Raw genomic sequence first — 14,578 nt, 5'->3', positions numbered from 1 at the left:
CGATCATCCTTTCATGGTAAGAAACCATCACTTGTAAGTGTAACAAAAAAAACACAAATTGACTATTTTATGAGAAAAAAATAGGACGGAAATGTCGGTTTTTTTATTTTTCGTATTCCATCGTTCGTTCATCTTTCTAAGTAGTTGTTTGAGATGTGCAGTGATCAAATAGTCGCTAGTTGAAAAGTACTTTGCTCTTATCATAGCATAATTTGTTCGATCGTTGTGACCTAGAGGAAGTTGCATGGATGAAACTTGTAAAACGAGACAAAAGGTTTAGAAAACGGCAATTTTCTAAACCTTTTGTCTCGTTTTTATAAAAAAGAAGTACGTTAATGAAGTGATCGGCAGTGTATCATCTACTAAGCTAGGATAATCATGATTTTTTTGATAATAAATAAGCGGAATCATTTGCTTCATCGTACAGTAACATGTCGTTGTAAGAAAACGTTAGGAAAAAGCCGTATTGATCTCTAACTATCAATTTTTCGGAGGTAACTTCGACTAATAGTGTTCCTAAAGAACGGTCATCAAGCCAAAAAGAATAATCAGAATGGATGGTCAGTTCATGGTGTGTTTGGCTGGTATCCGTAAATGACCAAGTTCCACAGTATTTATTCAAATGATCGACCTGTGCTTCTTTCTTTTTATGATCGAGTACTTTTTTTCCAGCAAGTGTTGCGATACCGGCAAGTAGGATATAGATGATTCTTTTTTTCATTTTTCCACTCCTTTGTCTTGATTTATGATAAAAGCATATTTTGCTTATTGTTCCTTTTCTTATAGTTTACTAAAAAAAGTGCACGATTTCTCTAAGACTTTCGACTGGTTTTTCAAGTGTTTTTAGTAAAAATATGGTAGGATACAGTAGTAGGGAGACAGGTGATGACTATTGGACTACCAAGATGTTGAAATTGCTTACTTCATTGAACGACCAAATCGCTTTATTGCTTTTTGTTTGAACAAAAAAGGAGAAGTAGTCAAAACTCATGTTAAGAATACAGGTAGAGGCAAAGAGTTGTTGCTTCCTGGTGCAGAGGTGGCGTTAGTACACATTCCTGGAACAAAACGTAAAACTGCCTATGATCTGATTGCTGTAAAAAAAGAGCAGCAGTGGTTCAATATCGATAGTCAGTTACCAAACCGATTAGCGATTGATGGAATTTTAGATGGGACGATCCACTTACCAAATTTAAATAGTGATATTGAGTTCTACAAACGTGAAGTGACCTTTGGAAAGTCTAAATTTGATATTTATTTAGAAACAAGTTGCGGTCAAAAAGCATTTGTAGAAGTCAAAGGGATGACCCTGGAAAACAAAGCAATAGGTGCTTTTCCCGATGCACCGACCATTCGTGGGCTTAAACACGTCAATGAATTGATCGGCGCGCATCAAGAAGGCTATGAGACCTATATTCTTTTTATTGCACAATTTGAACACTTGCATCAAGCAACGATCCATGAGCAGATGCAACCAGAATTAGCCACTGCTTTTCGTTTTGCTCAGCAAGCAGGTGTTCAAGTAATCGTATATAATTGTCAAGTAACAGAAAAACAAGTGGTATTGAAACAAGCAATCCCATTTGACCTAAATACAGTTTTTGAAGATCCTAATTTATAGAAAGAAGGCGTAAAGATGATCCATTTAGGTATAATCGGCACAAATTGGATTACTCATCAATTTGTTCAAGCAGCATTAGCGACACGTAAGTATGAATTAACAGCTGTTTATTCAAGACATTTAGAAAAAGCGCAACAATTTGGCGCAGAATATGAAGGCGATATCGCGTTCGCAACAGATTTAACTGTTTTTTTTGAGTTAGAACATATGGATACGGTCTATATTGCTTCGCCAAATAGTTTGCATTTTCAGCATGCGAAGCAAGCAATTTTGGCAGGAAAAAATGTGATTGTAGAAAAACCGGCATTTAGTACACCAAACGAAATGGAAGAGATCATTCATTTGGCAAACCAAGAGAAAGTCTTTTTCTTTGAAGCCGCGCGAAATATCCATGAAGCTGGGTTTAAAAAAATTGCAGAATTTTTACCTTTGAAAGATGAGATCATTGGCGCGAATTTCAGTTATATGAAATATTCTTCTCGTTATGATCAAGTGTTAGATGGGGAAGAACCGAATATTTTCTCTCCGCATTTTTCAGGTGGAGCAATGATGGATCTCGGCGTTTACCTCGTCTACGCAGCTGTAGGTTGGTTTGGCAAGCCGCAAGAAGTCCATTATTTCCCTAGAAAAATAGCTACAGGTGTTGATGGATTAGGTTGGGGGATCTTGCGCTATGCTACTTTTGATGTAGCGATCCAACCGGGCAAAATCGGTGATTCATATCTACCTTCCGAGATTTATTTTGATAGCGGAACAGTGATCATGAATGGCGTCAATGCAATTGTGCAAGCAGAGTACCATGATCGTAACCACGAACAAATTGAAAAATTAGAGATCGTGGCTTCTGAAAATCCAATGAGTGAAGAGGCAGAAGATTTTGCAAATGTGATCATGAACCCTAAAGATCCACAATGGGGATTACAGTATGAAGAATGGGTCGAACTTGCACGAAACGTGAATCAAGTCGTTTATGATTTGCGAATCAGTGGTGGAATCGAATTCAATGCAGATAAAGAGGGAACTGAGTAATGACTGATTTTGTAAAACATTTTCCAACTAATTGGCAAAACAAATGGGAAGAAAAAGGGTTCACCGGCCCATCGTTTATCCAACAAGAAGTATTCACTGACTTAAAAGAAGGTAAAAGCTTGATTGCTGTTTCTCCAACCGGTTCTGGTAAGACCTTAGCTTATCTATGGCCTTTACTATTAAATGTGAAAAAAGGAGAGGCAAGTACCCTATTGATCCTTGCTTCTTCGCAAGAATTGGCGATCCAAGTTGCTGAGGTCACCCGTGAATGGGCAAAAGATTTAGCAATCTCTGTCCAATCTGTTGTGGGCGGCGCAAATGTTAAACGCCAAATCGAAGGACTAAAAAAGAAACCGGAAGTATTGGTAGGCACACCAGGTCGTGTATTAGAGTTGATGAAACAAAAAAAAATAAAGGCTCATCAAATCCAAACAATCGTATTTGACGAGGCAGATCAACTTTTTGATGAAGGAAATCGACCATTTATTGATCAAATCGTTCATCAAGCGCCAACGGACTACCAGCTAGCTTTCTTTTCAGCAACAGCCGATCGTTCCATCCAGCAAATCGAATCATTGACAAAACAATCGCTGAAAGTGGTCGACGTTACTAAAATGGATGATTCAAGGAAAGGACTTAGTCACTATTTTATACGTGTTCCTGCTCGAAAAACAGAGGACTATCTAAGACGATTAGCCCATGTGGAAGGTTTCCAAGGTCTTGTTTTTTTCAACCAGTTGAGTGAGTTAGGCATGATGGAAGAAAAAATGAGTTATCGAGGAATCCGCGTGGCGAGTTTAGCATCTGACCAAAACAAGCTGTTACGAAAAGCGGCATTGAATCAATTCAAAGAAGGCAAAATCAGCATGTTGTTATCAACGGATGTCGCTGCTCGTGGGCTAGATATCGCGGAACTGCCTTATGTTGTCAATGTTGAAGTTCCAATGACAGAAGAAACCTATTTGCATCGTGCAGGTAGAACTGGTCGAATGGGGCAAGAAGGACAAGTCATCACCTTTGTGAATGAACATACACTAAGAGACTTAAAAAAAATTGCTCGACAAACAGGAACAGAACTCACTGAATTATTTATTTATGGGGGAGGCTTACAGACAGAAGCTCCTGAAAAAGCCCCAACAAAAATGTTCCCAAAAAAGAAAGAATTAGGAAAAAAAGAAGCAAGTGAAACAGTTACAAAAAAAGTTGCTTCTTCTTCTAAAACAAAACACAAAAACAAGCATAAAAAAGATAAAAATAAAGGAGCAAGGCGCAAATAAGCGCCTTTTTGTGTTATTATATTGAAAATGGAAACAGGTCGTTTGGTTAAAGGAGAGTTAGCATGAACGAAAGACAGGAAGAAATCTTGGATTTACTTACGGAAAATCATAAAGGATTGACAGCAACGGATGTTGCGAAGCAATTAGAGATTGATCGTAGTAATGCAAGTCGTTATCTAAGTGATTTATATAAAGCGCATTACATCGTGAAAAGCACTGGCAGACCTGTAGTTTATTCTATGCCTCCCAAAAAAACAACTTCAGATAAAGTTCATGTGGACGCTTCTACACAAGTCACTTTTGAAACCTTAGTAGGGGAGAATGAATCATTAAAAGTAAGTATCCAACAGGCTAAAGCAGCGATTTTATATCCGCCAAGAGGATTGCATACGATTATTTTTGGGGAGACAGGAACAGGGAAATCGATGTTTGCTGAATGTATGTATCATTTTGCAATCGATTCGGAAATGCTTTCTCCAGATGCCCCATTTATTTCATTTAATTGTGCGGATTATGCGCAAAACCCACAGTTGTTGTTTGGACATATCTTTGGGATAAAAAAAGGTGCTTATACAGGTGCAACACAAGATAGCCAAGGTTTGATGGCTAAAGCAGATGGGGGGATCTTATTTTTAGATGAGATCCATCGCTTACCTCCAGAAGGCCAAGAGATGCTCTTCACATTTATCGACAAAGGGGTTTATCGCCCATTAGGGGAGAGCGCACAAGTCCATGAGGCGTCTGTTCAGATCATCGGAGCAACGACAGAATCATCTGAAAGTTTTTTGACGACATTTAACCGCAGGATACCGATGGCAATCACTTTGCCAAATCTGGCCTCTCGTTCATTAGATGAGCGGTATGAAATCATTTCCTTGTTTATCAAGCAAGAAGCCAATCGCTTGAATCAGCGGATCGATATTGAAAAAGAAGCGATTTTAGCTTTTATGCTATACGACGCAGAGGGAAATATCGGGCAAGTAAAACGTGACCTGAAATTAGTCTGTGCGAAGTCATTCCTTCATTATCGTATGCACCAAGAAGAAAAATTAGTCATTCGAAAAGAAGAGTTATCCCTGCAAGTCCAAAAAGGATTATTACGAATCAAAGAAGTCCCTGAACGATTAGATCGCTTTATGGATAGTAAGAGTCAATATTTGACGTTTGAGCCAGGATTTGCTGATGTGGTTTGGTCTCGGGACCCAGAAAGAAACATGCAAGTGTACAATGATATTGAAGAAAAGGTGATGTCGCTCTCTGAAACGGGTGGCGAAAATATTGATCTTGAGTCGTTGATCTCAAAAGATGTCGATGCCTATTTTCAAACGTATGTCAAAGAATTGACGAAAAGTACGATCCCTAAAGATTTACTCCCAGAAGACATCTGGCGTTTGACAAATGAGTTATACGATGTTGCTGAGAAACGACTAGACCGAATCTATAACCAAAAAGCACGCTTTGCGTTTGCCTTACATTTGCAAAGTACACTGGATCGTGTGAAAGATGGACATATGATCGTTCATCCAGATTTGAATAATATACGAAAGAAGTTCAAAAAAGAATTTCAAGTTGCAATCGATTTGTCTACGATCATTGAAGAAGATCAACAAGTAGAGATACCATTCGATGAAATTGGCTTTATCAGTATGTTCTTATCGATCAACCTCGGAGAAAGTGAACCAGTCAAAGAAAATAAAGTCGACGTGTTAGTCTTGATGCACGGGCGACAAACCGCTTCAAGTATGTTGGAGATGGCGCAAGCTTTACTCGGAACAACGATCGGACAAGCGTTCAATATGCCATTAGAGATGGAAGTTCAATCCATGTACGAAGAAGTATTGAAATATGTAAAGAATCGTCAAAGCAATTTAACAAATGGGTTGATTTTACTGACTGATATGGGTTCACTGAATACATTCAGCGATTTGATCTATGAAGAGACGGGGATACGTACAAAAGCAATCACGATGACCAGTACCATGATCGTCATCGAAGCAATCCGGATGGCAAATGTTGGTAGAAGCTTAGAAGATATCTACCAAAGTATCCAAATGTCTTTTGAATCGATTGTCAAAGATCAATTTAAAACCGAAAAGCAGGAAATGAACGAACGGAAAAAAGCAGTGATCGTGACTTGTTTTACTGGAGAAGGTGTGGCAGCAAAACTGTATCAACGAATTGTGCCCGTTATCAATCAGGATAAAGTTGAAGTGATCCAAATGCAGTTTTTGGAACGTGAATCATTTAAACGCCACATTGATGCGTTATTGGAAGAATATGAAATCAAGGCAATTGCCGGAACTGTTGAGGTAGATTATCAAAATATTCCATTCTTCTCTGCTTATGACGTATTCGATGATGAAAAACTCAATACATTGAAACGCATCGCAGATGACGAAGTTCCGACAGCAAAAATTGTTGATTCGTTAAAAGACTCATTGAATGCGATATCATCTGTTGAACGTTTGATTCAAGCTTTGCAAAAAGCGATCCAACAAATCCAAACAGACTTATCGATCATCGTTGAACCAGGTGTGGATACGGGGATCGTGATCCATGTTGCTTTTTTGATTGATGGTCTAATCAAACATGAAAAAATGCGTACATTTGATGATTTCCCCATTTTTGCAAAAATGTATCGCTTAGAAATGGATATCGTTCGAACGAATTTGATCGGGATCGAACGTAAATATGGTGTGAAAATCCCGGAACATGAAATTGCTTTTATCACACAAATGTTTATAGAAAATAAAATAAAAAAATGATTGAAATTACACAGTGTACACACTAACGATTAGTGTGTACACTGTTTTTACTTAATAAGCGTTATGAAAACGCTATTTTAGATGCTTAGTGTTTGGCATGCTTCTTGCATTATAGTTATAGTGTAAAACCAAATTTAAAGGGAGTGGAAAAAATGGAGAAAAAAACAATCATGTTAGTATGTTCTGCAGGAATGAGTACAAGTTTATTAGTAACAAAAATGCAAAAAGCAGCAGAAGAAAAAGGAATGGAAGCGGATATCTTTGCGGTTTCAGCTTCAGATGCTGACAATAACCTTGAATCAAAAAATGTAGATGTTCTATTATTAGGTCCACAAGTTCGCTTTATGAAAGCACAATTTGAACAAAAATTAGCACCAAAAGGAATTCCATTGGATGTTATCAATATGCAAGATTATGGCATGATGAACGGGGCAAAAGTGCTTGAACAAGCTGAAAAATTAATGAAATAATCAAACGTGAAGCTGGAGGTAGAATAGTGGAAGATCAACAAAATCTAGAAGCCATCATGGGATTGATCATGTATGGTGGAAATGCAAAAAGCGATGCAATGGAAGCGATTTCTGCGGCAAAAAAAGGAGATTTTGATTTAGCGGAGCAAAAAATCCGCGATGCTGAAGCCTCTCTGGTAGAAGCACATCATTCACAAACTCAAATGCTCACGCAAGAAGCACAAGGAAATCATATGCAAGTAACGCTGTTGACTGTGCATAGTCAAGATCACTTGATGACATCGATCGCATTTACAGACCTTGCAAAAGAAATCATTGATTTATATCGTAGAACTTACGTTGAATAACCAAAACACTTCTTTTTTGAACGGAAGAAGAAAAAAATTTTGAACGGATTTTTTTAATTTGATATAAGGAGTCATTCTTTATATAAAAACTTATAGGAGGAAGTAATAATGAATGGATTAACAAGTTGGATGGAAAAATACATCCTTCCAGTTGCCGGCAAAATCGGCGCGCAAAAGCACTTAGTGGCATTGCGTGACGCTTTTATCGGTACGATGCCTGCAACAATGGCTGGATCAGTAGCTGTAATGATCAATGCAATTATTCGTGATTTACCACAGCAATTTATTAGTACGTATGCTGACAGCTTAGCAGCAGACAAAGGTTTTTTTGCTGTATTGAATGTGATCATCGGCATCAATGGGTTCGTCTGGAATGGTACCTTAGCAATCGCCGGACTGATCTTTGCTTTTTCATGGGGATATAATTTAGCCCGTGCATATGGCGTCAATGACTTAGCAGGAGGGATCGTTGGGTTAGCAACACTGATTCAAGGAATCGCTTTTGGCCCGTCATTATCAGCTGCATTGAATGTCAATGTTCCACAAAATGTGGCAGATGCGATCAATGGCTCGGAAATTGGGGCAACGATTGCTGATGGCACTCTATCAGTTGGTTTGTGGGGATGGTTGAAATTAGATCATTTAAACGGTAACGCCTACTTTACAGTAATGATCATGGGTGCAATCTCTGTTATCATTTTCTGTAAATTGATGCTTGCCAATATCACGATCAAAATGCCTGACTCAGTCCCACCCGCAGTTTCTAAAGCATTTGCAGCAATCCTACCAGCAACGATTTCATTATATGTCATCGCTATCATTAATTATGTTGTTGGACGTGTGGCAGATGGTCAACTGATCATTGATTTAGTACAAAAATATATTGCAGAACCTTTCTTAGGCTTATCACAAGGGATTGGTGCTGTATTAATCGTTACGGTCTTCGTTCAGATTTTCTGGTTCTTTGGTATACATGGTCCGAACGTATTAGCACCAGTATTAGAAGGTATTTGGGGTCAAGCACAATTGATCAACATCGATATCTTCCAAAAAGGTTACAATGGCAAAACAGGAACACCTGCAGTATTAGATGCGATTGAAGATGGTAAAGCTTACATGTGGGTACGTGGCTCATTTGATGCGTTTGCATGGTTTGGTGGATCAGGTGGAACAATCGTTCTATTGATCGCTATCTTACTATTATCAAAACGTGCAGACTACTTGACTGTAGCAAAACTTTCGATTGGACCTGGTATCTTCAATATCAATGAACCAGTGATGTTTGGTTTACCAATCGTCTTGAATGCGATCATGTTTATCCCATTCTTGGTTGCGCCGGTTGTTGCAACAACAATTGGTTGGGTAGCTACTTATCTAGGATTAGTCGCACCGGTATCCCAACAAGTGACTTGGGTCGTCCCACCGTTCTTGCTATCGTTCCTTGCAACAGGGGCAGACTGGCGGGCGCCGATTGTCACATTAGTATGTATGGTCGTGACCTTCCTGATCTGGGCACCATTTGTGATGTCAGCAAATAAAATGGATCCAGCAGCAGGAGAACCTAAATAATCAGTTGAAGTAGGGGCTATGGGCGATGACGATCCGTCAAATCCCTAGCCCTCGCTTCATTCGAGTGAAACTAAAAGTAATCAATAAAAAAAGAAAAGAGGAGAACAAATGATTTCAATCGCTAGTGCTATGCAACAAGATGCAATCAAAGAATTATTAGAAGGATACAACGAAGAAGGCATGACCTTTACTTTCAAAGAAAAACAAGGAATCAAATTATTCTTTGAAACAAGTGCAGAAGATAAAGAAGCAGCTGCCAAAACAGCAAAAGAATTGATCAAAGCTCAACCATGGGGCACGGTATTATATTTCCAAGCAGCAGCAGTCTAAGAAACAAGATAAGGGTGGTTCAAATGATAAAAAATGGATTGTTTTTGTGTAGTATTGGTTCACTGATCATACTATATAGTTTAAATCCGGGAACACAACAATATGACATTTATAGTATGGTCACTGGGTTGTTTTTTGCAGGACTAGGGATTTACTTCTTTTTAAAAGGTAAGAAAAAAGAAGAAGCAAAGGAGAAAAAGAACTAATGGAAATAATTAAAACACTAAACATTCCGGCATCGTTTTTCTATGATAAAGTGATGGATTCTGTTCTTTTTGATGTCCGCAAAGCCACTGGGAAATCAGTGACACGCAAACAATTAAAGAATCTTGAATACGTCAAACAATTCTCTCAAAATAATCGTGCACGCATTATCATTGAGGAAGTCATTGATAACCAATCTTATAAATTTCGTACCTCAACGACTAAAAATGATTTTGTCGTTCATTATCAAATCAAACCAATTGATGAACAATCGTGTGAAGTCCATTATACGGAACAAATGGAATCACATGGTATGTTGCAGAAAATGAATGATATGATCTTAGGAACGATGTTGATGTATTTTAAAAAGAGACGTTTTAAAAAGATGCTAGGGATGATTGAAGAATCCTATTAAAAGAGGATGGTAAATCAAATCGTCCATCCAAGAGGATAACTAATGATCAAAATAAGAATAAGTTGTGGAAACAACGTTTGGATCAAAAAACGAAGCGCTAAAAACCAAAATCGTTTGTTCTATTTTGGCTTTTTAGCGCTATTTTTTGTAAATCATTTTTTGAGAGATACTACTTTGTGAAAGTAATGAAGGTCCGCTTGCTATTATAAAGAAAATAATAGTACAATTGGTATAGATATTTAAAGGGAGAAGGGAAAGTATGACGAATGTTATAAAAGAATTAGGGAACCAAGCGCTAGAAGAAATGTACGCTTTAGCAACCTATGCTTTTAATTCACAAGATACAAACGAACGACGTGAACGATTTAAAATGATTGTTGAGAATTCATGGAACTACGGCTTTTTAGATCCAGAGGGCCATTTGACAAGTCAAGTAATGGCCACACCTTTTTCAGTGGATTTCTATGGAAAAAATTACTTGATGGCTGGGATTGGCTACGTTGCTTCCTATCCTGAAGCGCGAGGACAGGGCGGTATCAATCGGATCATGGAAAAAATCCTTGAAGACTGTCGAGAAAGAAATGTCACGTTGTCTTATCTAGCACCATTTTCTTATCCTTTTTATCGTCGCTATGGCTACGAACAATTATTTGATCGAATCAGCTATGAATTAGCGAGCCGTGATATGCCAGCTGTAAAAAAAACAACTGGGTATATGAAACGGACAAGTTTTAAAGAATCAGTGGATGCCATACGATCCATTTATACAAATATGCCGGAGAGTACGCGAGGTGGTTTGGTCCGAGAAGAATGGTGGTATTCCTACAAGTTCAAACAACGAAAAGAAAATCAATATGCACTGTATTACGACCGTGAAGGAAATGTTACAGGATATGTCGTTTATAAATTAGCCACACCTACATTTATAATCGTCGAAATGGGTTATCTGAATCATGAAGCATTGAAAGGATTGATGCGTTTCATTGGTTCACATAGTGGCGCATTTGATTCGTTTGAGTATACATGTGGTTTTTCTGGCTATAGTAAAAATTATTTATTGGATAATCCATTTGCTAAAACCACGATCACGCCTTACATGATGGGGAGAATCGTAGATGTTGAGAAATTTATGCAGACTTATCCATTCCGACATGCAATCAACTTTTCTATCCATGTGACAGAAGATCCGTATGCAAAATGGAACGAAGGATTTTTTGATATTTCTTATGTCAATGGAGTACTTGAAGTAAAGAAAGTCCAACAGACAGAATTACCTGTGGTCAGTGGAACGATTCAAAGCTTGACACAATTATTGTTAGGATATCAAACAGTCGAAGAGCTTGATTTCTATGAAAAAATCAAAGTAGAAGGCGCATTGGTGGCTGAACTTAGTCAATCACTGCCTAACCAACAACCAATTCTTAATGATTATTTCTGAGTGAAGACAATCAGATGATAGGAGGATCATAGAAATTTAAGCAATGACGTATTGTCAAAGTTGTGGGATGCCACTTGATTCAGTTGAGATTTTAGGGACAAACAAAAACAATAGCAAGAGTGAAGAATATTGCATTTACTGCTACAAAGAAGGCGCATTTTTAACTGATTGTACAATGGATGAAATGATTGAAGAGAGTGCCAAGCACATGAATGAATCAGGCATGCTGAAAGAACAAGGCAAGACAAAGGAAGAAGCACGTGAATTCATGCATCACTTTTTCCCAGATTTAAAAAGGCGGAAATATCAATAAAGTTTATTCCAATAGCAAAAAATGGATGCTACTTCATTATCGAATAAAATGACTTCGCATAATGTATTTGGTAATAAGTTGAAAAATGGGATTTTACTTTTGTTGCTATTTTTTCAAAAGAGCAGAAATATAATAGGGGATTGTGACCTGTGGCATTTCATAATTCTTAAAACTGAATAAACAGTGTCCATAAGAAACAGGCCCGCTCCCCAAAATACAAGAACGAATTTCTGGGGAGTGGGCTTATTTCTCGTAGCTGAACATCACTATTACAAAATCGTGATAAGTTCTAAGACGTTCCTGACTGGAATCGAACCAGCGACCTATCGCTTAGGAGGCGATCGCTCTATCCTACTGAGCTACAGGAACAAACATCAATACTATTATTTTAGCGCTTTGAAGGCATACATGCAAGCTGATTTTTAGAGCAAAACGTTTCCAATAAAGGAATCCTGAGTGGTAGAATGAAGGTGATAAAGGGGGTTTTGATTATGTCTGATAAGCCAAAAGAAGAAGTAATTGCAGAACGTTTAGATGAAGCAAAAAGAGAACGTGAAGAAATTACGAAAGAGGCAATCCAAAAACACGAAGAAGAAAAACCTGTAGAAAAAGAAAGTCGCAAATTTACGTTTACTAAAAAAGAAGATTTATTATAAGCATATCGATGAAAAACAAAAAAAGATCTGGGATTTCCAGATCTTTTTTTGTTTTATTATTACGCCCAGTCGCCATTTCTGAAGATCGGTACGCGTGAACCATCTTCGCGAATACCATCAATATCCATTTTATCTGAACCAACCATGAAATCTACATGTGTCTGGCTTCGATTCAAGCCTGCAGCTGCCAATTCATCATCAGTCATTTCTGTTCCACCTTGCACACTAAACGCATAGGCTGAACCAAGTGCTAAATGGTTTGAAGCATTTTCGTCGAATAATGTGTTATAGAAAATGATACCAGATTGTGAAATCGGTGAAGGATCAGGAACTAGAGCAACTTCGCCTAAACGACGTGCACCTTCATCGGTATCTAATAGTTTTGCCAAGACTTCTTGTCCTTGTTCCGCTGAAAAATCAACGACTTTACCGTCTTTAAATGTAAATTTCATTCCAGTAATGGTCGTTCCTGCATAACTTAAAGGTTTCGTACTTGAGATATACCCATCAACGCGATGACTATCAGGCGCGGTGAAGACTTCTTCTGTTGGCATGTTTGCCATGAATTTTTCATCACGAGCATTATAGCTTCCAGCGCCTTCCCACAAGTGATTTTTTGGCAAGCCAATTACGATATCTGTTCCTGGGGCAGTATAATGTAAAGCTGTAAATTGTTCTTTGTTCAATTCTTCTGCTTTTGTCGCTAGTTTTTCATCGTGATTTTTCCAAGCAATTACAGGATCAGATTCATAAATGCGAGTCGTTTTGAAAATCTCATCCCATAATGCATCGACTTGTTCTTCCTCTGGTAGATCAGGGAATACTTTTGCTGCCCACTGTTTCCCAGCAGCTGCGACAACTGTCCAACTTACTTTGTTTGATTGTGTCGCTTTTCTTAGATTCATCAATGCTTTTCCAACTGTTGATTGATAAGTGGCTACACGATCATTGTCAACTCCTGCGAATGCATCTGGATCAGAAGAAACAACGCTGATTCTGCTCGCACCTTTTTCAATCCAATCATCTGCTTGATCAATTTTATATTGTGGAACTGTAGAGATTCGATCATCTGCTGCATGAGTCAAGAATTCTTTTTGAATGATGTCATCTGTCCATTGAACGATTACCTCATCTGCACCTAATTGGTAAGCCTCTTTCGTGATCAATCGAGCTAATTCCGCTTGCTCTACATTGATTTGTAAGACTACTGTGTGCCCTTTCGATACATTGACCCCTGTTTCTGCAATTAAACGGGCGTATTTTTTTAAATTAACATTAAAATCAGCTAACATAATTAAATTCCTCCTCATCGTATTTTTTGTAATTCCTCATTGTATGATAACATTTTATTAGAAATGAAACAAATAAACATCTGATAAAATAATCATTTGTTTTTAATTAGAAAACACAAAAAAGCGCTGATATTCGAGAGTATAATGACAGAAAAATTTGTAAAAAATAAAAAAACAAGTTTTGCTTATTGAAAAAAAATGGTACAATAGTATTAATCAATGGTGGAAGCGTTATAAAAAATTTCAAGGAGATTAGAAAATTATGGCAAGAAAAAAAACGATAACAAAGGAGCAGATTTTGGCAGCGGCCTATGAAGTTGCTGCCAATGAAGGATTTTCGAAATTCACTGCGAGAAACATTGCAAATAAAATGAACTGTTCTACTCAACCAATCTATCTAGAGTTTAAAAATATGGATGATTTGAAACACGCGCTATTTGAGCAAATCTACGATTATCTAAAATACGAAGTCTTTCCTGTAGAACATACCGGCAATACGATTGTCGATTTAGCGTTGAATTACATCCATTTCGCAAATCGTGAAAAGAAATTATATAGCTCACTTTACTTGGAAGAGTATGGTGGCGGAAGAGAGATGCAAAATTTCTCCTATAATTACTTTATGGACGTAGTGAAAGAAGATCCAAAATACATGGACTTGTCAGGTGATAAACTAGTCTCGCTGCACAATGGGACGTGGATCATTGCAACAGGTATCGCTGCTTTGATGTCATCGAATATCATCCATCCGACGGATACACAAATCGAAAAGATGATCCAAGACAGCATCAATGCCATTTTGAGCTTAAAAGATCCGATTGAAGTAGACTGATCTGCTTATTTGAAAAATTG

16 protein-coding genes and 1 tRNA gene are annotated in these 14,578 nt (G+C 37.8%); 14 read left to right on the top strand and 3 right to left on the bottom strand.

Annotated features, from left to right (window positions below; all coding sequences use genetic code 11):
• Positions 1-376 precede the first annotated feature (376 nt).
• Positions 377-721 carry a DUF4828 domain-containing protein gene (locus P3R27_RS07345; protein WP_034689822.1) on the bottom strand — a complete coding sequence of 115 codons (345 nt, stop codon included), beginning with the start codon at positions 719-721 and terminating at the stop codon, positions 377-379.
• Between the two features lie 171 nt (positions 722-892).
• Here P3R27_RS07345 and sfsA point away from each other — a divergent pair, with 171 nt between their 5' ends.
• The 12 genes from sfsA to P3R27_RS07285 all read left to right on the top strand — a co-directional run bounded on the left by sfsA (position 893) and on the right by P3R27_RS07285 (position 11,778).
• Entirely contained in the window at positions 893-1,621 is a 729-nt protein-coding gene (gene sfsA, locus P3R27_RS07340; protein WP_034689819.1) for a DNA/RNA nuclease SfsA, read from the top strand.
• 15 nt (positions 1,622-1,636) lie between these two features.
• Complete coding sequence (locus P3R27_RS07335; RefSeq protein WP_034689816.1) at positions 1,637-2,650, top strand: Gfo/Idh/MocA family protein; 1,014 nt, start codon at positions 1,637-1,639, stop codon at positions 2,648-2,650.
• A complete protein-coding gene (locus P3R27_RS07330; RefSeq protein ID WP_034689814.1) occupies positions 2,650-3,927 on the top strand; it encodes a DEAD/DEAH box helicase in 1,278 nt (425 codons plus the stop codon). The genes P3R27_RS07335 and P3R27_RS07330 overlap by 1 nt, the downstream gene beginning before the upstream one ends.
• Positions 3,928-3,989: 62 nt before the next feature.
• A complete protein-coding gene (locus P3R27_RS07325; RefSeq protein ID WP_034689811.1) occupies positions 3,990-6,692 on the top strand; it encodes a sigma-54-dependent transcriptional regulator in 2,703 nt (900 codons plus the stop codon).
• 104 nt (positions 6,693-6,796) lie between these two features.
• A complete protein-coding gene (locus tag P3R27_RS07320) occupies positions 6,797-7,162 on the top strand; it encodes a PTS sugar transporter subunit IIB (RefSeq protein WP_268745031.1) in 366 nt (121 codons plus the stop codon).
• Between the two features lie 26 nt (positions 7,163-7,188).
• The gene (locus tag P3R27_RS07315) at positions 7,189-7,509 is read left to right on the top strand and encodes a PTS lactose/cellobiose transporter subunit IIA (RefSeq protein ID WP_010735962.1); all 321 of its coding nucleotides are present in this window, start codon (positions 7,189-7,191) and stop codon (positions 7,507-7,509) included.
• 108 nt (positions 7,510-7,617) lie between these two features.
• Positions 7,618-9,078 (top strand): PTS sugar transporter subunit IIC, encoded by a 1,461-nt coding sequence (locus tag P3R27_RS07310; protein ID WP_034689809.1) that lies wholly within the window; start codon positions 7,618-7,620, stop codon positions 9,076-9,078.
• 108 nt (positions 9,079-9,186) lie between these two features.
• Positions 9,187-9,408 carry a hypothetical protein gene (locus tag P3R27_RS07305; RefSeq protein ID WP_010735960.1) on the top strand — a complete coding sequence of 74 codons (222 nt, stop codon included), beginning with the start codon at positions 9,187-9,189 and terminating at the stop codon, positions 9,406-9,408.
• A 23-nt stretch (positions 9,409-9,431) separates the two neighbouring features.
• Entirely contained in the window at positions 9,432-9,614 is a 183-nt protein-coding gene (locus P3R27_RS07300) for a DUF3188 domain-containing protein (RefSeq protein WP_010735959.1), read from the top strand.
• Positions 9,614-10,027, top strand: coding sequence for a DUF3284 domain-containing protein (locus tag P3R27_RS07295; RefSeq protein ID WP_034689808.1), 414 nt, complete (start codon positions 9,614-9,616; stop codon positions 10,025-10,027). The genes P3R27_RS07300 and P3R27_RS07295 overlap by 1 nt, the downstream gene beginning before the upstream one ends.
• Positions 10,028-10,286: 259 nt before the next feature.
• Positions 10,287-11,465: a GNAT family N-acetyltransferase gene (locus tag P3R27_RS07290; RefSeq protein WP_034689806.1), complete on the top strand. Its 1,179-nt coding sequence runs from the start codon at positions 10,287-10,289 to the stop codon at positions 11,463-11,465.
• 43 nt (positions 11,466-11,508) lie between these two features.
• Positions 11,509-11,778, top strand: coding sequence for a zinc ribbon domain-containing protein (locus P3R27_RS07285; RefSeq protein WP_034689805.1), 270 nt, complete (start codon positions 11,509-11,511; stop codon positions 11,776-11,778).
• A gap of 295 nt (positions 11,779-12,073) precedes the next feature.
• Here P3R27_RS07285 and P3R27_RS07280 read toward each other — a convergent pair.
• Positions 12,074-12,147: transfer RNA gene (locus tag P3R27_RS07280), tRNA-Arg, on the bottom strand.
• Positions 12,148-12,269: 122 nt separating this feature from the next.
• Between P3R27_RS07280 and P3R27_RS07275 the strand changes: the two genes are divergently transcribed.
• A complete protein-coding gene (locus tag P3R27_RS07275; protein ID WP_010735955.1) occupies positions 12,270-12,434 on the top strand; it encodes a hypothetical protein in 165 nt (54 codons plus the stop codon).
• A gap of 59 nt (positions 12,435-12,493) precedes the next feature.
• Here P3R27_RS07275 and P3R27_RS07270 read toward each other — a convergent pair whose 3' ends face one another.
• A complete protein-coding gene (locus P3R27_RS07270; RefSeq protein ID WP_126133991.1) occupies positions 12,494-13,726 on the bottom strand; it encodes an aminopeptidase in 1,233 nt (410 codons plus the stop codon).
• Positions 13,727-13,988: 262 nt separating this feature from the next.
• On the opposite strand from P3R27_RS07270, the gene P3R27_RS07265 reads away from it, so the two are divergent.
• Positions 13,989-14,558: a TetR/AcrR family transcriptional regulator gene (locus P3R27_RS07265; RefSeq protein WP_126133992.1), complete on the top strand. Its 570-nt coding sequence runs from the start codon at positions 13,989-13,991 to the stop codon at positions 14,556-14,558.
• Positions 14,559-14,578: the final 20 nt, after the last annotated feature.

This window comes from Enterococcus spodopteracolus, from assembly GCF_030441955.1.
In the GTDB taxonomy this organism is placed as follows: domain Bacteria; phylum Bacillota; class Bacilli; order Lactobacillales; family Enterococcaceae; genus Enterococcus_B; species Enterococcus_B spodopteracolus.
The sequence above is the reverse complement of the archived record's forward strand: the minus strand, read 5'-3'. Positions and strand labels throughout refer to the sequence as shown.

Excerpts from the sequence above, each read along its gene's own strand:
- P3R27_RS07345 (WP_034689822.1), bottom strand. The coding sequence starts at position 721 with ATGAAAAAAAGAATCATCTATATCCTACTTGCCGGTATCGCAACACTT.
- P3R27_RS07335 (WP_034689816.1), top strand. The coding sequence starts at position 1,637 with ATGATCCATTTAGGTATAATCGGCACAAATTGGATTACTCATCAATTT.
- P3R27_RS07330 (WP_034689814.1), top strand. The coding sequence starts at position 2,650 with ATGACTGATTTTGTAAAACATTTTCCAACTAATTGGCAAAACAAATGG.
- P3R27_RS07325 (WP_034689811.1), top strand. The coding sequence starts at position 3,990 with ATGAACGAAAGACAGGAAGAAATCTTGGATTTACTTACGGAAAATCAT.
- P3R27_RS07310 (WP_034689809.1), top strand. The coding sequence starts at position 7,618 with ATGAATGGATTAACAAGTTGGATGGAAAAATACATCCTTCCAGTTGCC.
- P3R27_RS07305 (WP_010735960.1), top strand. The coding sequence starts at position 9,187 with ATGATTTCAATCGCTAGTGCTATGCAACAAGATGCAATCAAAGAATTA.
- P3R27_RS07300 (WP_010735959.1), top strand. The coding sequence starts at position 9,432 with ATGATAAAAAATGGATTGTTTTTGTGTAGTATTGGTTCACTGATCATA.
- P3R27_RS07295 (WP_034689808.1), top strand. The coding sequence starts at position 9,614 with ATGGAAATAATTAAAACACTAAACATTCCGGCATCGTTTTTCTATGAT.
- P3R27_RS07290 (WP_034689806.1), top strand. The coding sequence starts at position 10,287 with ATGACGAATGTTATAAAAGAATTAGGGAACCAAGCGCTAGAAGAAATG.
- P3R27_RS07285 (WP_034689805.1), top strand. The coding sequence starts at position 11,509 with ATGACGTATTGTCAAAGTTGTGGGATGCCACTTGATTCAGTTGAGATT.
- P3R27_RS07275 (WP_010735955.1), top strand. The coding sequence starts at position 12,270 with ATGTCTGATAAGCCAAAAGAAGAAGTAATTGCAGAACGTTTAGATGAA.
- P3R27_RS07270 (WP_126133991.1), bottom strand. The coding sequence starts at position 13,726 with ATGTTAGCTGATTTTAATGTTAATTTAAAAAAATACGCCCGTTTAATT.
- P3R27_RS07265 (WP_126133992.1), top strand. The coding sequence starts at position 13,989 with ATGGCAAGAAAAAAAACGATAACAAAGGAGCAGATTTTGGCAGCGGCC.